The 19381-nt window shown below is 60.0% G+C and carries 18 protein-coding genes; 6 read left to right on the forward strand and 12 right to left on the reverse strand.

Annotation, left to right across the window (positions count from 1 at the left end):
* Positions 1–5: 5 nt before the first annotated feature.
* The 5 genes from dnaX (at position 6) to JFU47_RS26665 (ending at position 5806) form a co-directional block, all read left to right on the forward strand.
* Positions 6–2090: a DNA polymerase III subunit gamma/tau gene (gene dnaX, locus JFU47_RS26645; RefSeq protein WP_201186856.1), complete on the forward strand. Its 2085-nt coding sequence runs from the start codon at positions 6–8 to the stop codon at positions 2088–2090.
* Between the two features lie 67 nt (positions 2091–2157).
* Positions 2158–2496, forward strand: a complete 339-nt coding sequence (locus JFU47_RS26650) for a YbaB/EbfC family nucleoid-associated protein (protein ID WP_008028561.1) — start codon at positions 2158–2160, stop codon at positions 2494–2496.
* 261 nt (positions 2497–2757) lie between these two features.
* Complete coding sequence (locus JFU47_RS26655; RefSeq protein ID WP_201186858.1) at positions 2758–3792, forward strand: NADP-dependent oxidoreductase; 1035 nt, start codon at positions 2758–2760, stop codon at positions 3790–3792.
* Positions 3793–3857: 65 nt separating this feature from the next.
* Positions 3858–4460 carry a recombination mediator RecR gene (recR, locus tag JFU47_RS26660; RefSeq protein ID WP_046047871.1) on the forward strand — a complete coding sequence of 201 codons (603 nt, stop codon included), beginning with the start codon at positions 3858–3860 and terminating at the stop codon, positions 4458–4460.
* Between the two features lie 197 nt (positions 4461–4657).
* Positions 4658–5806, forward strand: coding sequence for an acyl-CoA dehydrogenase family protein (locus tag JFU47_RS26665; RefSeq protein ID WP_201186860.1), 1149 nt, complete (start codon positions 4658–4660; stop codon positions 5804–5806).
* 138 nt (positions 5807–5944) lie between these two features.
* Here the strand turns inward: JFU47_RS26665 and JFU47_RS26670 are convergent, their stop codons facing one another.
* The 8 genes from JFU47_RS26670 to ccoG form a co-directional block, all read right to left on the reverse strand.
* Entirely contained in the window at positions 5945–6493 is a 549-nt protein-coding gene (locus tag JFU47_RS26670; RefSeq protein WP_008146813.1) for an adenine phosphoribosyltransferase, read from the reverse strand.
* A gap of 79 nt (positions 6494–6572) precedes the next feature.
* Positions 6573–7307, reverse strand: a complete 735-nt coding sequence (gene fnr, locus JFU47_RS26675; protein ID WP_008146816.1) for a fumarate/nitrate reduction transcriptional regulator Fnr — start codon at positions 7305–7307, stop codon at positions 6573–6575.
* 131 nt (positions 7308–7438) lie between these two features.
* Positions 7439–8821 carry an oxygen-independent coproporphyrinogen III oxidase gene (gene hemN, locus JFU47_RS26680; protein WP_201187346.1) on the reverse strand — a complete coding sequence of 461 codons (1383 nt, stop codon included), beginning with the start codon at positions 8819–8821 and terminating at the stop codon, positions 7439–7441.
* 268 nt (positions 8822–9089) lie between these two features.
* Entirely contained in the window at positions 9090–9773 is a 684-nt protein-coding gene (locus JFU47_RS26685; protein WP_033055657.1) for a sulfite exporter TauE/SafE family protein, read from the reverse strand.
* On the reverse strand, positions 9766–9984 hold the full coding sequence (gene ccoS, locus JFU47_RS26690; RefSeq protein WP_007905420.1) for a cbb3-type cytochrome oxidase assembly protein CcoS: 219 nt from the start codon (positions 9982–9984) through the stop codon (positions 9766–9768). Before ccoS ends, JFU47_RS26685 begins: the two co-directional genes overlap by 8 nt.
* A gap of 22 nt (positions 9985–10006) precedes the next feature.
* Complete coding sequence (locus tag JFU47_RS26695) at positions 10007–12457, reverse strand: heavy metal translocating P-type ATPase (RefSeq protein ID WP_140893617.1); 2451 nt, start codon at positions 12455–12457, stop codon at positions 10007–10009.
* Between the two features lie 140 nt (positions 12458–12597).
* Positions 12598–13137: a FixH family protein gene (locus JFU47_RS26700; RefSeq protein WP_123365412.1), complete on the reverse strand. Its 540-nt coding sequence runs from the start codon at positions 13135–13137 to the stop codon at positions 12598–12600.
* 11 nt (positions 13138–13148) lie between these two features.
* A complete protein-coding gene (gene ccoG, locus JFU47_RS26705) occupies positions 13149–14564 on the reverse strand; it encodes a cytochrome c oxidase accessory protein CcoG (protein WP_201186862.1) in 1416 nt (471 codons plus the stop codon).
* A gap of 416 nt (positions 14565–14980) precedes the next feature.
* On the opposite strand from ccoG, the gene JFU47_RS26710 reads away from it, so the two are divergent.
* Positions 14981–15991: a metallophosphoesterase family protein gene (locus JFU47_RS26710; RefSeq protein WP_201186864.1), complete on the forward strand. Its 1011-nt coding sequence runs from the start codon at positions 14981–14983 to the stop codon at positions 15989–15991.
* 75 nt (positions 15992–16066) lie between these two features.
* On the opposite strand, the gene ccoP is transcribed toward JFU47_RS26710, so the two are convergent.
* The 4 genes from ccoP to ccoN are packed head-to-tail and all read right to left on the reverse strand — an operon-like array spanning position 16067 to position 19288.
* Complete coding sequence (gene ccoP, locus JFU47_RS26715) at positions 16067–17050, reverse strand: cytochrome-c oxidase, cbb3-type subunit III (protein WP_201186865.1); 984 nt, start codon at positions 17048–17050, stop codon at positions 16067–16069.
* Positions 17047–17232, reverse strand: coding sequence for a CcoQ/FixQ family Cbb3-type cytochrome c oxidase assembly chaperone (locus tag JFU47_RS26720; RefSeq protein ID WP_003175465.1), 186 nt, complete (start codon positions 17230–17232; stop codon positions 17047–17049). Before JFU47_RS26720 ends, ccoP begins: the two co-directional genes overlap by 4 nt.
* 5 nt (positions 17233–17237) lie before the next feature.
* On the reverse strand, positions 17238–17846 hold the full coding sequence (gene ccoO / locus JFU47_RS26725) for a cytochrome-c oxidase, cbb3-type subunit II (protein ID WP_054593209.1): 609 nt from the start codon (positions 17844–17846) through the stop codon (positions 17238–17240).
* Positions 17846–19288 carry a cytochrome-c oxidase, cbb3-type subunit I gene (ccoN, locus tag JFU47_RS26730; RefSeq protein ID WP_123360008.1) on the reverse strand — a complete coding sequence of 481 codons (1443 nt, stop codon included), beginning with the start codon at positions 19286–19288 and terminating at the stop codon, positions 17846–17848. Before ccoN ends, ccoO begins: the two co-directional genes overlap by 1 nt.
* Positions 19289–19381: the final 93 nt, after the last annotated feature.

Genomic DNA, 19381 nt, shown 5'->3' on the forward strand with positions numbered 1-19381 from the left:
TTTCGATGAGTTATCAGGTTCTTGCACGTAAATGGCGTCCGCGCTCGTTCCGCGAAATGGTCGGCCAGACCCATGTGCTCAAGGCTCTGATCAATGCCTTGGACAGCCAGCGGCTGCACCACGCCTATCTGTTTACCGGTACCCGCGGGGTCGGCAAGACCACCATCGCGCGGATCATCGCCAAATGCCTGAACTGCGAAACAGGTATCACTTCAACGCCTTGCGGCGAGTGTTCGGTGTGCCGCGAGATCGATGAAGGTCGCTTTGTCGACCTGATCGAGATCGACGCCGCGAGCCGGACCAAGGTCGAGGACACCCGCGAACTGCTCGACAACGTGCAGTACGCGCCGAGCCGCGGGCGCTTCAAGGTCTACCTGATCGACGAAGTGCACATGCTCTCCAGCCATTCCTTCAATGCGCTGTTGAAAACCCTTGAAGAGCCGCCGCCCTACGTCAAGTTCATCCTGGCGACCACCGATCCGCAGAAACTTCCCGCAACGATTCTTTCGCGATGCCTGCAGTTCTCTCTGAAGAACATGACGCCGGAGCGTGTGGTCGAGCATTTGACCCATGTGCTGGGTGTCGAGAACGTACCGTTCGAAGACGACGCGCTGTGGCTGCTGGGCCGTGCTGCCGACGGTTCGATGCGCGACGCCATGAGCCTGACCGACCAGGCGATCGCCTTCGGTGAAGGCAAGGTCATGGCCGCCGACGTACGGGCGATGCTCGGCACGCTCGATCACGGTCAGGTCTACGACGTTCTGCATGCGCTGATCGAAGGCGACGCCAAGGCCGTGCTCGAAGCCGTCCGTCATTTGGCTGAACAAGGCCCGGACTGGAACGGCGTGCTCTCGGAGATTCTCAATGTGCTGCACCGTGTCGCCATCGCCCAGGCCCTGCCTGAAGGCGTCGACAACGGTCATGGCGACCGTGATCGGGTGCTGGCGCTGGCCCAGGCCTTGCCGGCCGAAGACGTGCAGTTCTATTACCAGATGGGCCTGATCGGTCGCCGTGACTTACCGCTGGCGCCGGACCCGCGCGGTGGCTTCGAAATGGTCCTGCTGCGAATGCTCGCGTTCCGACCGGCAGACACTGCGGATGCCCCGAGGCAACCGCTAAAGCCAGTGGGGATCAGCCAGGCCACAGTTGATTCCGCAAATTCAGTGGCTGCCGCGCCCGTTGTTGCGCCGGTAGTCGCTGCGGCAGTTGCACCCATCGCGCCTGCGCCAGTTGCGGCGGTGGTTGCTCCAGTGCAAGCGCCCGAGCCTGAGCCGGTCGCGCCCGTCGTTGCGCCCGAGCCTGTTGTTGTAGCAGCAGCGGTCGAAGTCGTCGTCGATTTGCCCTGGAACGATCCGATAGAACCCGAAGTCGTTCAGCAACCCGCCGTCGAGCCGGTGCTGGAAACCGCCAGCGAACAGCCCGATTTGGCGCCGATGCCATTGCCGACCCCCGACAGCGTAGTGCCGGACGCACCGGAGTGGGCCGCTGCGCCGATTCCGGAGCCGTCGGTAGCCGAGGTCGATGCCGCGACGCCGGGCATGGAACTGGACGATGAGCCGCCGCTGGACGAGGACTACATCGAGCCAGATATCGAGTCGGCCTACAGCTACCTCGATGAACTGGCCAGCGAACACACCGCCGAGCCAGCGCCGGAAGCCGAGCCTGAACCGGCCGCCATGCCGGCCACCGGGTTGGCGCTGCAATGGCTGGAGTTGTTCCCGAAACTGCCGATCTCCGGCATGACCGGCAGCATTGCCGCCAACTGCACGCTGATCGCCGTCGACGGTGACAATTGGCTGATGCACCTGGACCCGGCCCACAGCGCGTTGTTCAACGCGACTCAACAGCGTCGGCTGAACGATGCGTTGAACCAGTTTCACGGGCGTACGCTGACCCTGCGCATGGAGTTGATCAAGCCCGAGCAGGAAACTCCGGCCCAGGCTGCGTCCCGCCGTCGTGCGAACCGTCAGCGCGAGGCCGAAGAGTCGATTCACGGTGATCCGTTCATCCAGCAAATGATGCAGCAGTTCGGTGCGGTGGTCCGTAACGATACTATTGAACCTGTCGAGACCCTGGTTACTCAGGGCTAATAACTGAAGGTGTTCGGCCGAAAGAGCCGGGCGCTGTATTTATCCAAGTACTTTTGAGGTGATTCCCATGATGAAAGGTGGCATGGCCGGCCTGATGAAGCAGGCACAGCAGATGCAGGAAAAAATGGCCAAGATGCAGGAAGAACTGGCCAACGCCGAAGTCACCGGTAAAGCCGGTGGCGATATGGTCACCGTGGTGATGACCGGTCGTCACGACGTCAAGCGCGTGACCATCGATCCAAGCCTGGTCGAAGGCTTGAGCGAAGACGACAAAGAGATGCTGGAGGCTGTGTTCGCCGCCGCCGTCAACGATGCCGTGCGCAAGATCGAAGCGAACAGCCAGGACAAAATGTCCGGCATGACCGCTGGCATGCAACTGCCACCGGGTATGAAACTGCCATTCTGATTCGCCAAAGCGCTTCGGATGGGCTACAAAAAAATGCCAGGCATCGCGCCTGGCATTTTTGTTTCTGGCTATTGGATATGTAGTGTCTGTGAGGCCGCTTTCGCGAGCAGGCTCGCTCCCACAGGGGGCGGCGTTCCAATGTGGGAGCGAGCCTGCTCGCGAAGCAGTCGACACGGTCTCGGACAGAAACATCGAACGTGATAGCGCCACAACGGTCTGCTCCCTATACCGCCGAATTCATCGATCAAAGGAGACGCTCACATGCCACAAGCATTGACCCTCAACCAACGTATCGTCCTGGCGTCCCGCCCGGTAGGCGCGCCGACGCCGGAGAATTTTCGCCTGGAGCGCGTTGCCCTGCCGGACCTGGCCGACGGTCAGGTGCTGCTCAAGACTCTTTACCTGTCACTCGATCCCTACATGCGCGGACGCATGAGCGACGCGCCGTCCTACGCCGCACCGGTTGAAATCGGTGAGGTGATGACCGGTGGCGCTGTCAGCCGGGTCGAGCGCTCGCTGAATCCGAAATTCCACGAAGGTGATCTGGTGGTCGGTTCTACCGGTTGGCAGAGCCACAGCCTCAGCGACGGCCGCAACATCATTCCGGTGCCGTCCGGGCTGCCGAGCCCGTCAATGGCGTTGGGCGTGTTGGGCATGCCCGGCATGACCGCGTATATGGGCCTGATGGATATCGGCCAGCCCAAGGCCGGCGAAACCCTGGTGGTTGCGGCTGCATCCGGCGCCGTGGGTTCGGTGGTCGGTCAGGTAGCGAAGATCAAAGGCTTGCGCGTGGTCGGCGTGGCCGGTGGCGCGGACAAGTGCCGATATGTGGTCGATGAGCTGGGTTTTGACGCGTGTATCGACCACAAGAGCCCGAACTTCGCCGATGAATTGGCCAAGGCGTGCTCCGAGGGCATCGACATCTATTACGAAAACGTCGGCGGCAAGGTGTTCGATGCCGTGCTGCCGTTGCTCAAGCCCAAGGCGCGAATTCCACTCTGCGGTCTGATCGCGTCCTACAACGCTCACGAAACACCGACTGGCCCGGATCGACTGCCGCAATTGCAGCGCACGCTGCTGACCAAGCGTGTGCGAATCCAGGGCTTCATCGTGTTCGACGACTACGGTGATCGTCAGCCGGAATTCGTCAGCGCCATGGCGCCGTGGGTGCGCGACGGTAAGGTGAAATTCCGCGAAGACGTGGTCGATGGCCTGGAGCAGGCACCTGAAGCGTTCATCGGTCTGCTGGAAGGACGTAACTTCGGCAAACTGGTTGTGCGGGTCGCCCAGGACTGAGTAATTGACGCTAAACAGAGGCGCGGGTATAAACCGCGTCTCGTTGTTTTGTCGGACTTTTCCCCATGAGCTTCAGCCCTTTGATTCGCCAACTGATCGACGCCCTGCGAATTTTGCCAGGTGTGGGTCAGAAAACTGCCCAACGCATGGCGTTGCAGCTGCTCGAGCGTGATCGCAGCGGCGGCTCGCGATTGGCCCTGGCACTGAGCCAGGCCATGGAAGGGGTGGGTCACTGCCGGTTGTGCCGCACGCTGACCGAAGACGACCTCTGCCCGCAATGCGCCGATACCCGTCGCGATGACACCTTGCTCTGCGTGGTGGAAGGGCCGATGGACGTCTACGCGGTGGAGCAGACCGGTTTCCGTGGTCGCTACTTTGTGCTCAAGGGCCATCTGTCGCCACTCGACGGACTCGGGCCGGAAGCCATCGGTATTCCGCAACTGCTGGCGCGAATCGAAGAGGCAGGGACGTTCACTGAAGTCATTCTCGCGACCAACCCGACCGTGGAAGGTGAAGCGACAGCGCATTACATTGCCCAGTTGCTCAGCAACAAAGGCCTGATCGCCTCGCGCATCGCCCACGGCGTGCCATTGGGTGGTGAGCTGGAATTGGTGGATGGCGGGACGTTGGCGCATTCGTTTGCCGGGCGTAAGCCGATCGTTTTGTAGTGTTTGAATTGACGCCTTCGCGAGCAGGCTCGCTCCCACACTGGATTTGTGGTGTTCACAAAACCCCTGTGGGAGCGAGCTTGCTCCGGGCGGCGTTCCGACGAAGGGCGCGCTTGGGTTTATCTGATTCACACAATCCTGTTGAAAACCAAGCAAGCGCTCGGTTAACTTCCCTGAACCTTCAGTGGAGCTCGCCGATGCCTGCCTTTCAGGAATACTTCGACCCTAGCCACCAATTGGTCCGCGACAGCGTCAGACGCTTCGTCGAGCGCGATATCTTGCCGGACATCGACCAGTGGGAAGAAGCCGAAAGCTTTCCCCGCGAGCTCTACCTCAAGGCCGGCGCGGCGGGGATTCTGGGGATCGGTTACCCCGAAGCCCTGGGTGGCAGCCACGAAGGTGATCTGTTCGCCAAGGTCGCCGCCAGCGAAGAGCTGATGCGCTGTGGCTCCGGCGGTCTGGTGGCGGGACTTGGCTCGCTGGACATCGGCCTGCCGCCGATTCTCAAGTGGGCCAGGCCTGAAGTTCGCGATCGCGTTGTGCCTCAGGTGCTCGCCGGCGAGAAGATCAGCGCCCTGGCCGTGACCGAGCCCAGCGGTGGCTCTGACGTCGCCAACCTGCAAACCCGCGCCGTGCGTGACGGCGACGTCTACCGGGTCAGCGGCAGCAAAACCTTTATCACCAGTGGCGTCCGCGCGGATTTCTACACCGTCGCGGTGCGTACCGGTGCGCCGGGTTTCGCTGGCATCAGCCTGCTGTTGATCGAGAAGGGCACGCCCGGTTTCACCGTCGGCCGTCAGTTGAAGAAAATGGGCTGGTGGGCGTCGGACACTGCCGAACTGTTCTTCGACGATTGCCGGGTGCCGGCAGGAAATCTGATTGGCGCTGAAAACATGGGCTTCGCCTGCATCATGGGCAACTTCCAGAGCGAACGCCTGGCGCTGGCGCTAATGGCCAACATGACTGCGCAACTGGCGCTGGAAGAGAGCCTGAAATGGGCTCGCCAACGGGAAGCATTCGGTAAACCCATCGGCAAGTTTCAGGTGCTCAAGCATCGTCTTGCCGAAATGGCCACGGCGCTGGAGGTGTCACGGGAATTCACCTACCGCCAGGCGGCGAAAATGGCGGCGGGGCAGAGTGTGATCAAAGAGATTTCCATGGCCAAGAATTTTGCGACTGACACGGCAGATCGAATCACCACGGATGCTGTGCAGATCCTCGGTGGTCTTGGTTACATGCGCGAGAGCCTGGTGGAGCGGCTGTATCGCGATAACCGGATTTTGTCGATCGGCGGCGGGACGCGGGAAGTGATGAACGAGATCATCAGCAAGCAGATGGGGCTTTGATCGGAGGTGTAGCGGCTGACGCTATCGCGAGCAGGCTCGCTCCCACAGTGATCTTTGTCGTATGCAAGATTTGTATCTAACAACAATCCCCTGTGGGAGCGAGCCTGCTCGCGAAGGCGTCGGTGCAGACGCCGCCTTTTACTTATCGCTCAACGCAAACTGCGTCAGGCAAAACGTCGGAATCCCCATATCTTCCAGCCGCTGCGACCCGCCCAACTCCGGCAAATCGATGATCGCCGCCGCTTCGTGAACCCGCGCACCCATGCGTCGAACCAGGTTCGCAGCAGCAATCAGCGTACCGCCGGTGGCGATCAGGTCATCGAACATCACCACCGAATCGCCCTCACACAGGCTGTCGGCGTGGACTTCGAGGAAGGCTTCGCCGTATTCGGTCGCATAACCCTCGGCCAGTACGTCGGCCGGCAGTTTGCCTTGCTTGCGGAACAGCACCAGCGGCTTGTTCAGCTGATAGGCCAGGACCGAACCGATCAGAAAACCACGCGCGTCCATCGCACCGATGTGGGTGAAGTCGGCCTCGACATACCGATGGGCAAAACTGTCCATCACCAGACGCAGGGCCGTGGGCGACTGGAACAGCGGGGTAATGTCGCGAAAGATCACGCCCGGCTTGGGAAAGTCGATCACAGGGCGGATGAGGGATTTGATGTCGAAGGAGTCGAAGACCATCGTCGAGGTGTCCTGGCAGGCTGCAAACGACGCAGTATAACGGCGGCTGAACCGTTTCGCTCAGCCGCCATCGCCAAAATCAGCCGTCTAGCGAGCCGCCGGCCAGGGCGCAGAGCTGGATCGGGTCGAGGATATGGATTTCCTTGCCCTCAGCCGCAATCAGTTCGTTTTGCTGGAAGCGCGTGAACACCCGGGACACGGTTTCCACCGCCAGGCCCAGGTAATTGCCGATTTCGTTGCGCGACATGCTCAGGCGGAACTGGTTGGCCGAGAACCCCCGGGCGCGGAAACGGGCCGACAGGTTGACCAGGAACGTGGCGATGCGCTCGTCGGCGGTTTTCTTCGACAGCAGCAACATCATTTGCTGATCGTCGCGAATCTCGCGGCTCATCACACGCATCAACTGACGGCGCAGCTGCGGCAGTTGCAGCGCCAGTTCGTCGAGGCGTTCGAAAGGGATTTCACACACCGAGGTGGTTTCCATGGCTTGCGCCGAGACCGGGTGTTTTTCGGTGTCCATGCCCGACAGGCCGACCAGTTCGCTTGGCAGGTGAAAACCGGTGAGTTGTTCTTCGCCGCCATCGCTCAGGCTGAAGGTCTTCAGGGCGCCAGAGCGTACTGCATAAACGGAATCGAAGGTGTCGCCCTGGCGGAACAGGAATTCGCCCTTTTTCAGCGGGCGGCCACGTTTAACGATTTCGTCCAGCGCTTCCATGTCTTCCAGATTCAAAGAAAGTGGCAAGCAGAGGGGGGCCAGGCTGCAATCCTTGCAATGGGCCTGACTATGAGCGCGCAGTTTTACTGGCTCGGACATTTCTTCAATCCTTGTGGGAAAAAACACACATAAGCCGTAAGGGTAACCCACGGGAGGACATTCAGGCACGCGGCGATTTTGTCGCAGGCTCGTAAAGTCAGCGATTCGTAGACCGGCCGCTGAGGTAATGGCTAGATCACCCGCGAAAACCACTGGCGATTGTGCTGTTCCAGGTACGCGTCGAACACCATGCACACCGAACGCACCAGCAATCGTCCGGCGGGCATTACGGTAATCCGCTCGTTATTAAGTTCGATCAGACCGTCGTCGGCCATTCCCTGCAACTGTGGCCAAAGTTCGCCGAAGTAGCCCCGAAAGTCGATATTGAAGGCTTGTTCGATCTGCGCGAACTCCAGGCTGAAAGTGCAGATCAGTTGCTGGATGACCGCACGTCGCAGGCGGTCATCGGCGTTGCACAGCAGTCCACGGCTGGTGGCCAGTTGCGAGCTGGCCAGGGTGTTCTGGTACTGATTCAGGTCGCTGCTGTTCTGGCAATACAAGTCGCCGATCTGGCTGATGGCCGACACGCCCAGGCCAATCAGGTCGCAATGACCGTGGGTGGTGTAGCCCTGGAAGTTGCGTTGCAGGGTCGATTCTTCCTGAGCAATCGCCAGTTCATCGTCGGGCAGCGCGAAGTGGTCCATGCCGATATAGCGATAACCGGCCTTGGTCAACTGCTCGATGGTGCCCTGGAGCATTTCCAGTTTTTGCGCCGGTGTCGGCAGTTCGTCGCTGTTGATTCGCCGTTGCGGCATGAAGCGTTCCGGCAGGTGCGCGTAGTTGAACACCGAGAGGCGGTCCGGTTGCAGGTTGATGACTTCATCGACGGTGCGGGCGAAACTCTCGGGTGTCTGCCTCGGCAGGCCATAGATCAGGTCAATGTTGATCGAGCGAAACTGCAGCGTGCGGGAAGCGTCGATCACCGCGCGGGTTTCTTCCAGGCTTTGCAGGCGATTGACCGCTCGTTGCACTGCCGGATCGAGGTCTTGCAGGCCGATACTGACCCGATTGAAGCCCAGTTCACGGAGCAGGCCCATGGTCGCCCAGTCGGCTTCGCGAGGGTCGATTTCGATGCCGTAGTCGCCGGAATCGTCGTCCAGCAAGTTGAAGCTTTTGCGCAACTGGGCCATCAACTGGCGCAGTTCATCGTGACTGAGAAAGGTCGGGGTGCCGCCGCCGAAATGCAGTTGCTCGACTTTCTGCGCGGGGTCGAGATGGCAGGCGATCAGTTGAATTTCCTGCTCAAGGCGCTGCAAATAGGGCTGGGCCCGGCCGCGGTCCTTGGTGATGACTTTATTGCAGGCGCAGTAGTAGCAAATGTTCGCGCAGAACGGCACGTGCACATACAGCGATAACGGGCGCAGGGCTTTACGGCTGTCGCGCAGGGCGTGGAACAGGTCAAACGTGCCGACCTGACCGTCGAATTGCACCGCGGTCGGGTAGGAGGTGTAGCGCGGTCCCGCCACGTCGTAACGGCGGATCAGATCGGTGTCCCAACGAATGGCGTCGAGCATCATGCGGGCGTTCCCCCGGATAGGCTGGCAGTGTCAGCGAGTCTAGGGGGAGGCGCGGAGGGGCATCTTGATTTGCATCAACGGTGTCATTGCCAAACCTCGCCCTGTAGCAGCTGTCGAGCCTGCGAGGCTGCGTTCGGCGGCGCAGCCGTCGTAAACCCTGAGCATCAAATTTACCTGAAGCACCGCACAATCTGATTTCACGACGGCTGCGCCGCCGAACGCAGCCTCGCAGGCTCGGCAGCTGCTACAAGGGTGTACCGCCGATCTAATGGCCCATCAGCCAATGCTGATGCGGTCCCGGCAAGGTCCAGATGCCGAACAGGATCACCAGTAATCCGCCCGTCATCCGCACGCTACGTTTGCGCAACAATGCCGTGACCCGCTCAGCCGCCAACCCCGTGGCGAGTAACACCGGCCAGGTGCCGAGCCCGAACGCGAGCATCAGTAACGCACTGTCCAGCGCATTACCCTGACTCGCCGACCACAGCAGGGTGCTGTAAACCAACCCACACGGCAGCCAGCCCCAGAGCGCGCCCAGCAGTAGCGCGCGGGGGACGCTCGACACCGGCAACAGTTTGTTGGCTACGGGCTGGATGTGCCGCCACAGGCCGCGACCGAGGCTTTCGATGCGGGTCAGGCCGCTCCACCAACCGGCGAGGTACAGGCCCATGGCGACCAACAGCAATCCAGCGATGACGCGCATGAACATCGCTGCCGGGCTGTTGGCCACCGCCCAGCCCGCCAGACCGATCAGCAGGCCGGCCGTTGCATAGCTGAGAATTCGCCCCAGGTTGTAGGCCAGCAGCAGTCGAAAGCGTCGGCTGCGTTGTTCCTTGGGAATCGCCAGGGTCAACGCGCCCATCAAGCCGCCGCACATGCCCAGGCAATGCCCGCCACCGAGCAGACCGAGAATCACCGCAGACACCAGCAGCGGCGCCAACTCAAGCATGAGGTGGCGCCTTGTCGTCCGGTTTGGCCGGATGGCCGCTGGCTTCGTCGACGGCGGCTTTGTGGTTCGGGTCCTGGTCGTCAAACAGGATGCTGTGGGCCGGGCCGTCGAGGTCGTCGTACTGACCGCTGTCGACTGCCCAGAAGAAGATGTAAATAGCGATGGCCACGATCAGCAGCGCGGCCGGGATCATCACGTAGAGAGCTGGCATCTGGACTCCATGCCCGCGCGGCTCAAGCCGGCAGCGGACGGGTTTCTGGCGTGGCGCTGACCGCAGGCGTGTTTGGCATGCGAGTCAGGCGCAGGGCGTTCAGCACCACGGTCAACGAACTGATGGACATGCCGACCGCAGCCCATACCGGAGTGATCCAGCCGAGGGCGGCGAACGGCAACATGAGGCCATTGTACAGCCCGGCCCACAGCAGGTTCTCGATGATTACCCGACGGGTGCGCCGAGCCAGGCTGAAGGCTTGTACCAGTGCGTCGAGGCGGTTCGACAGCAATACCGCGTCGGCACTGGTTTTTGCCAGGTCGGTGGCCGACCCCATGGCCACGCTGATGTCGGCGGCGGCCAGCACTGGCACGTCGTTGACCCCGTCACCGAGCATCAACACCTTGCGGCCTTCCTTGTGCAGCTGTTGCAGGACTTGCAATTTGTCGTCCGGACGCAAGCCGCCGCGGGCTTCATCGATGCCCAGTTCGGCGGCGACACTGGCGACCATCGGCGAGCTGTCGCCGGACAGCAGCAGCGTGCGCCAGCCGCGAGCCTTGCAGGCGGCGAGCAGGGTGGGGGCGTCGGCACGCAAACGGTCGTCGAGAACAAACCATGCCAACGGTCCCTGACTGTTACCGAGCAGCAACCATTGGCCGGCTTCATCCGGTATCAATGGCACGACAGCACCACTGAGTTCACAGACAAAACCCGGTTGGCCGATGCGCAGGCGTTGTTCACCGACCAATCCTTCAAGGCCAAGCCCCGGCGTGCTGTGGACTTCTTCAGCGGCCAGCGGCGCCCGGCCAAACGCACGGGCGATTGGGTGTTCAGAACGGTTTTCCAGGGCGGCGGCCAGGCTCAGGCATTGATCGCTGTTGAGTGCGCCGAGTGGGCGAATCGAGCGCAACGCCAGGCGCCCCTCGGTGAGCGTGCCGGTCTTGTCGAAAATCACCGTGTCGATCTGGTTCAGGCCTTCCAGCACATGGCCGCGAGTCAGCAGCAAGCCGAGTTTGTGCAGTGTGCCAGTGGCGGCGGTGAGGGCGGTCGGCGTGGCCAGGGACAGGGCGCACGGGCACGTTGCAACCAGCATCGCCAACACAATCCAGAAGGCCCGTGATGAATCCAGTTCCCACCAGATCAGGCCGATGACGGCAGCGGCAATCAGCGACAGCAGCAGGAACCATTGCGCGGCGCGATCGGCAATTTCCGCCAGTCGGGGCTTTTCGGCCTGGGCGCGATCCAGCAGGCGGACGATGGCGGACAGTCGGGTGTCCTGGCCGAGAGCCAGGACTTCCACGGTCAGCGCACCTTCGACGTTCAGGGTGCCGGCGGTGACGGCATCGCCCGGCGTGCGCGGTTGCGGCAGGTATTCGCCGGTGAGCAGGGATTCGTCGATGCTCGACTGGCCATCGAGGATCTTGCCGTCCGCCGGGAGGATCGCGCCGGGATGCACCAGCACCTGATCGCCGACGCGCAGTTCGCTGAGCAGGATCCGCTCGCTCTGGCCGTCGGCACTCAGGCGCAAACACGAGGCGGGCAATAGATTGACGAGTTGTGCGGTGGCGGCGGCGGTGCGTTCGCGGGCGCGACGTTCCAGATAACGCCCGGCCAGCAGGAACAGCGCGAACATGCCCACCGCATCGAAATACAGTTCACCGACACCGGTGATCGAGGTCCAGATCCCGGCGATGTAGGCGCTGCCAATCGCCAGCGACACCGAAACGTCCATGGTCAGGTGGCGGGTGCGCAAGTCGCGCATGGCGCCTTTGAAGAATGGTGCGCAGCTGTAGAACACGATCGGGGTGGTGAGAAATAGCGCGACCCAACGCAGGATGGTGTGCAGCTCGGGGCTGAGGTCGATGTTGAATTCCGGCCAGGTGGCCATGGTCGCCATCATCGCCTGGAACCACAACAGCCCGGCCACGCCGAGTTGGCGCAGGGCCAGGCGGTTTTCGCTGGCCAGTTGTTCACTGGCGCGGTCGGCCTGATAGGGGTGCGCGGCGTAACCGATGTGGCGCAATTCGCTGAGTACCTGGCTCAGCGGCAGTTGCGCATCGGCCCATCGTACGTGCAGGCGGTGGTTGGACAGATTCAGGCGCGCTTCGGCTACCGCCGGCAAGCCACGCAGGTGTTTCTCGATCAGCCAGCCGCAGGCGGCGCAACTGATGCCTTCCATCAACAGGGTGGTTTCGGCGAGTTCGCCTTCGTGGCGGACGAAGGGGGCTTGCACGTCGGCGCGGTCGTAAAGCGCCAGTTCGTCCACTAACTGCACCGGCAAGGCTTCTGGGTTGGCCGATGACTCGCTGCGATGCTGGTAATAGGTTTCCAGTCCACCGGCCACAATGGCTTCGGCCACAGCCTGACAACCCGGGCAGCAGAACTCGCGTGTTTCACCGAGGACGGCAGCGGTGAAGCGGCTGCCGGCCGGGACGGGCAGGGCGCAGTGGTAGCAGGGGGTTGGAGTACTCATGAGCTCGAATCTATATCGTCCGGGAGGGCCGCATCGCGAGCAGGCTCGCTCCCACATTTGATCGATGTCGTGCACAAAATTCATGTACACCGCAGATCCACTGTGGGAGCGAGCCTGCTCGCGATGCGCGAAGCGCGACTTTATTTTTTCAGGTCTTCGGCGCCTTGAAGTGGCTCGTCACCCAGCAGCAGATCCTTGTCATGGCTGACCTGTTCTTCTTCGAACATGCGCCAGGTCTTGTCATCCTGCACGCCCAGCAGTTCTACAAAGCGGCGACCGTCGACCTTGTCGTTCAACTGGCCGATGTAGCGGCCCTGTTCGGTTTCGCTGCGCGCCAGGGTGATTTTGCGATCTTTCTCGGGCTGGGTCGGCGAGATCAGGTTCAGTTCCAGGGTTTTCGGTTGGCTGTTGCCGCTCAGGCGCAGGTCGACTTCACCGGTCACGTCGTCCAGATGAACGCTGGCGCGCAGCAGCAGGGTCTGCGCCAGCAGCTCACGGTCGAGGGAGCGGTTGATGCCTTTACCGGCCTCGTAATAGTTGTCGTTGACCAGGTTGTCCGGGTTTTTCACCGCGATCGTCACCATGGACAAGGTCAGGGTCACAGAACACGCCAGGATGGCGATGATGATCCACGGCCAAAGGTGCTTGTACCAGGGACTTGCGGCATTTGCTGCGGGCATGATCACTTCTCTCAACGAACTTGTGGGCCGATGAACCGGCTCTTGGCTTCAATGTGGACGCTGTCGTCATCGGCATCCTTGAGGATGAATTTCACCTCGTTGGTGCTCGATGGCAGTTTTTCCGGAGCGATGGACAGTTCGACCGGCTGACTGAAAATCTCCCCGGCGGCGACCTTGATCTCGCGCTTGCCTTGCAGCTTGAGGTCCGGCAGGCCAGCGGCTTCGAGCACGTAGGTATGGTCGCGCTGGTCTTTGTTCATGATCTTCAGGCTGTAGACGTTCTCGATCCGGCCTTCAGCGTTCTCGCGGTACAGCACGCGGTCCTTGCTGACGTCGAATCCGACCAATGAGCGCATGAAGAACGCGCCCGCCAGCAATCCCATCATTGCCAGCAGCACGAGGGCATAGCCGATCAGGCGCGGGCGCAGTTTATGGGTTTTTTGCCCCGACAGGTTGTGCTCGGTGGTGTAGCTGATCAGGCCACGCGGATAGTCCATTTTGTCCATGATGCTGTCGCAGGCATCGATACACGCGGCGCAGCCGATGCATTCGATCTGCAGGCCGTCGCGGATGTCGATACCGGTCGGGCAGACCTGGACGCACATGGTGCAGTCGATGCAGTCGCCCAGGCCCATGGCCTTGTAGTCGGCGCCTTTCTTGCGCGGGCCGCGGCTTTCACCACGACGCGGGTCGTAGGAAACGATCAGGGTGTCTTTGTCGAACATCACGCTCTGGAAGCGCGCGTACGGGCACATGTAAATGCACACCTGCTCACGCAACCAGCCGGCATTGCCGTAGGTGGCGAGGGTGAAGAAGCCGACCCAGAAATACGACCAGCCGTCGGCTTCGCCGGTGAAGAAGTCGATGGTCAGCTCGCGGATCGGCGAGAAGTAACCGACGAAGGTCATGCCGGTCACGAAGCCAATCAACAGCCACATCGTGTGTTTGCTGAGTTTGCGCAGGAATTTGTTGGCGCTCATGGGCGCTTTGTCGAGCTTGATGCGCTGGTTGCGGTCGCCTTCGGTGACCTTCTCGCACCACATGAAAATCCAGGTCCAGACACTTTGCGGGCAGGTATAGCCGCACCAGACCCGCCCGGCGTACACGGTAATGAAGAACAGGCCGAAGGCGCTGACGATCAAGATCCCGGAGAGCAGGATGAAATCCTGAGGCCAGAAGGTTGCGCCAAAGATGAAGAATTTGCGTTCCGGCAGGTTCCACCAGACGGCCTGATGGCCGCCCCAGCTCAGCCAGACCGTACCGAAATACAGCAGAAACAACCCGGCACCGCCCACCATCCGCAGGTTGCGGAACAGGCCGGTGAAGGCGCGGGTGTAAATCTTTTCTCGAGAGGCGTAGAGATCGACGCTGTTGTTCGCGTTCTTGGCTGGCGGGGTAACGTCGTGTACCGGAATCTGATTGCTCATCATTGCATCCCACGGCAGTGGAAAAATGCCTCGGTCAGTACGTGCCGACCGCGGTCAAAAAGAGGTGTTGCGATGGCGCAATGATACGCCTGTCACTCTGACTCAAGGGTGCGACCTTTGGTCGCGTTGGTGAAAAATTCAGGATGGTGTAGCAAATGTAACAAATCATGATTCAGATCAATTGACTTGTTCAGTATGGACGGTTTTTCACACCATGCAGTCGTCAGTTGCATCCGAGCGGGTGACGTTTGAAATTATCCATTGAACACGGTGCCCATCAAAAGCGCGGCGTGTTTGGAAATATACGCAATTGTTTTTTTGATTGTTGTAGTTTGTCTGGTTGATTAGTTTTAAGTGCGGCGCAAGTTTGTTAATGGAGCGTCGGTCTTGTTAATTAATCGAAATGGATTTCTGAAATGCGGTATACATTTGGTAAGTGGGCGGCTTTTGCTGCGCTGTCTATGGTAGTTCCTGTTTCTCAAGCTGCATATGTTGCAGCGGGGCCTGAATATTTGGTGTTTACGTCTGATTCGCAATATCCCTGGAGTGATCTTACAGATAAGAACATTGTTGATCCCGACAAGGTAAGTCGTTCAAAAGAACTTATCGGTTTGCAATATTCCGACGTGGCCAGTTTCCGGCAACTGAATGGTGGTGCGGAGCGTATTCCCGTGATGATCAATGGGGATGTCACGGCCTTTGGGCATGGCAGTGAGCGTTCCTATGTAAAGTCGGTTTTTGAGGATAAGTTGGGAGGGCTGTATGACTATGGTCTGGGTAATCATGACTATGCTAATAATGTGGACGATTGTTTTCTGAATAATTGTGCGGCCGGCAGTGTGAATGATCTCAAGGCGCGTTATTGGGGGAAAGTTACGTCGATGGATTTGTCGGTGCAGGGGGCGGTGCTAGGGAATACTTACTATTCTGGCAGTCTCGCTTATTCGAAGGACTTTGGTGATGTCCATATGGTTCAACTCAATAATGAGCCGACTTATACCGTGAAGTTTTCTGGCGGTAATCCCATTGCCCCTATCGTGTATGACATCACGCCTTCGCTCGACTGGTTGGAGCGTGACTTGAAGGCTGCCCGAGAGCGGAGCAAGATCATCATTCTCAATATGCACAAGGCGTATGACTGGGTGGGCAGCGATGAGCAGATTGCCAGGTTCAGGGCGATGATCGCCAAGTATCAGGTGACAGCGGTCTTTGCTGGTCATGATCACTTCACCCCGGGGCAATACTACAGCGGGACAAAGTACGACTACTTTGGTCAGGTCCCGGTTTTCTTGAGTGGTGCCGCGTCTCAACAGACTTACTTGATTGCCACTTTTTCCGCTGATCGTAAAAGACTGAACGTCAGCGTGGTGCGCAACAGTAATTGGCCAAGCCGCAGGCTGAACAAGAGCATCGAGGTTCTTAAATAACCGGACGTTTGTTCCAAAATAAAACGGCCCCGTCAATTTTCATTGGCGGGGCCGTTTTTTCGTCAGGTGTTTGCCTTACTGGGCGCCTTCTGTGGCCGCCTTCTCACCGTGAGACAAGCTGTAGACGTAAGCGGCCAACAGGTGAACCTTGTCGTTGCCTTGCAGCTGTTCTTGCGCAGGCATCTGGCCCTGACGGCCGTAACGGATGGTCTGCTGCAGTTGAGCGAAGCTCGAACCGTAGATGAACGCTGCCGGGTGGGTCAGGTTAGGTGCGCCCATTGCTGGCGTGCCTTTGCCTTCCGGACCGTGGCACACCGCGCAGTTGGCGGCGAACAGCTTCTGGCCGGCTACCGGGTCTGCCTTGGTGCCTTCCGGCAGTTTGCGGCCATCGAGGTTGGTCAGTACGAACGCGGCAACGTTCGCGACGCCTTGCTCGCCGATCACTTCTGCCCAGGCCGGCATCACAGCATGTCGACCGCCCATGATGGTGGTCTTGATGGTTTCCGCTTCACCACCCCAGCGCCAGTCGGCGTCGGTCAGGTTCGGGAAGCCATAAGCGCCTTTGGCGTCGGAGCCGTGGCAAACCGAGCAGTTGGAGGCGAACAGACGGCCACCCATCTTCAGGGCTTGCGGGTCCTTGGCGACTTCTTCAATCGGCATGGAAGCGAACTTGGCGAAGATCGGGCCGAACTTGGCGTCCGACTTGGCCATTTCCTTTTCCCACTCGTGAACGCCGGTCCAGCCGCTCTGGCCGTTGGCGAACGCGGTCTGCTTTTCGTTATCGAGGTAGTTGTAACCCGGCAACAGGCCTTTCCAGTTACCCAGGCCCGGGTACAGCACCAGGTAGCCCAGGGCGAAGATGATGGTGCCCACGAACAGCATGAACCACCATTTAGGCAGTGGGTTGTCGTACTCCTCGATCCCGTCGAAGGAGTGGCCAACCGTTTCTTCGGTGGCTTCGCTGCGCTGGCCCTTGCGGGTGGAAAGCAGCAGCCAGGTCAGGGCGAAGATCGTGCCGAGACTGAGGACTGTGACGTACAGACTCCAGAACGTAGTCATTCTTTGTTACTCCTAGAAGCTTGCTCGACGTGCTTGATGGCTTCGGGATCATCCGCGAAGGGCAGCAAGGTCGCGTCTTCAAACTCCGACTTGCGCTTGGGGCTGAATACCCACAACGCCAGACCGATGAAGGCCACCATCACAACAACGGTGCCCAGGCCACGAATCATCCCGATATCCATCTAAATCACCGTTTGCTTTTGATGATGGTGCCCAGGCCCTGCAGATAGGCCACCAGCGCGTCCATTTCGGTTTTGCCCTTCACTGCATCCTTGGCGCCGGCGATGTCTTCGTCGGTGTAAGGGACGCCGAGCGTGCGCAAGACTTCCATTTTCTTGGCGGTGTCTTTGCCGTCGAGCTTGTTTTCCACGAGGAACGGGTAGGCCGGCATTTTCGATTCAGGCACGACGTTGCGCGGGTTGTACAAGTGCGCACGCTGCCAGTCATCGGAGTAACGACCGCCAACACGGGCCAGGTCCGGGCCGGTACGCTTGGAACCCCACAGGAACGGGTGGTCCCAGACGCTTTCACCGGCGACCGAGTAGTGGCCGTAACGTTCGGTTTCAGCACGGAACGGGCGGATCATCTGCGAGTGGCAGCCGACACAACCGTTGGCGATGAAGATGTCGCGGCCTTCCAGTTCGAGGGCGGGGCGAGGCTTCATGCCTTCGACCGGCTTGTTGGTGACGTCCTGGAAAAACAGCGGAACGATCTGGGTCAGGCCGCCGATGCTGACGGCGATAACCATGAAGAAGGCCAGCAGGCCAATGTTCTTCTCGACTGCTTCATGCTTCATCAGTGAGCTCCAACTACAGCAATCTGTTCAGCAGCTTTGGCTTCAGCCGGGTTCGAGGCACGTACGGTACGCCATACGTTGTAGGCCATGAACAGCATGCCGCTGGCGAAGAACGCACCGCCCAGGGCGCGAACGATGAAACCAGGATGGCTGGCTTGCAGCGCTTCTACGAACGAGTAGGTAAGGGTGCCGTCGTCGTTGATTGCACGCCACATCAGACCCTGGGTGATGCCGTTGACCCACATCGAAGCGATGTACAGAACGGTACCGATGGTCGCGAGCCAGAAGTGCGTGTTGATCAGGCCGATGCTGTGCATCTGCGCACGACCGAACAGTTTCGGGATCATGTGGTAGATGGCGCCGATCGAGATCATCGCCACCCAGCCCAAGGCACCGGCGTGTACGTGGCCGATGGTCCAGTCAGTGTAGTGAGACAGCGAGTTGACGGTCTTGATGGCCATCATCGGGCCTTCGAAGGTCGACATGCCGTAGAAGGCCAGCGACACAACGAGGAAACGCAGGATCGGGTCGGTGCGCAGCTTATGCCAGGCGCCCGACAGGGTCATCATGCCGTTGATCATGCCGCCCCAGCTTGGTGCCAGCAGGATGATCGACATCGCCATGCCCAGCGACTGAGCCCAGTCCGGCAGAGCGGTGTAGTGCAGGTGGTGCGGACCGGCCCAGATGTACAGGGTGATCAGCGCCCAGAAGTGCACGATCGACAGACGATAGGAGTAGATCGGACGCTCGGCCTGCTTCGGAACGAAGTAGTACATCATCCCCAGGAAGCCCGTGGTCAGGAAGAAACCCACCGCGTTGTGGCCGTACCACCACTGGATCATCGCATCAGTCGCACCGGCGTAGGCCGAGTAGGACTTGAAGAAGCTGACCGGCAGGGAGGCGTGGTTGACGATGTGCAGCATCGCCGTCACAACGATGAAGGCACCGTAGAACCAGTTACCCACATAGATGTGCTTGGTTTTGCGCTTGGTGATGGTGCCGAAGAACACCAGACCGTAAGTAACCCAGACGATGGCCAGCAGAATAGCCAGGGGCCATTCCAGTTCCGCGTATTCCTTGGTGGTGGTGTAACCCAACGGCAAGGTAACGATCGCGCCGACGATCACCGCTTGCCAACCCCAGAAGGTGAAGGCGGCGAGGCTGTCGGAAATCAGTCGCGTTTGGCAGGTTCGCTGCACGACGTAATAAGAAGTGGCAAACAGTGCACAACCACCGAAGGCGAAAATCACCAGGTTGGTGTGCAACGGGCGTAAGCGTCCAAAAGTCGTCCACGGCAGACCGAAGTTCAATTCCGGCCATACAAGCTGTGAGGCGATGAAGACACCAAGCCCCATGCCAAGGATCCCCCAGACCACCGTCATGATGGCGAACTGGCGGACTACCTTATAGTTATAAGCAGTCGGACTGATTGCTGTGCTCATTCTAAGGTTCCACGGTTTGGGTGTTTTATTAGGAGTAAAAATCGGCCGCAAGTATGGAGAAAGCGGGGGGTCATTGCAACGCGCCATGACCTG

This window comes from Pseudomonas sp. TH39(2020) (genome assembly GCF_016650715.1).
GTDB lineage: Bacteria > Pseudomonadota > Gammaproteobacteria > Pseudomonadales > Pseudomonadaceae > Aquipseudomonas > Aquipseudomonas mandelii_C.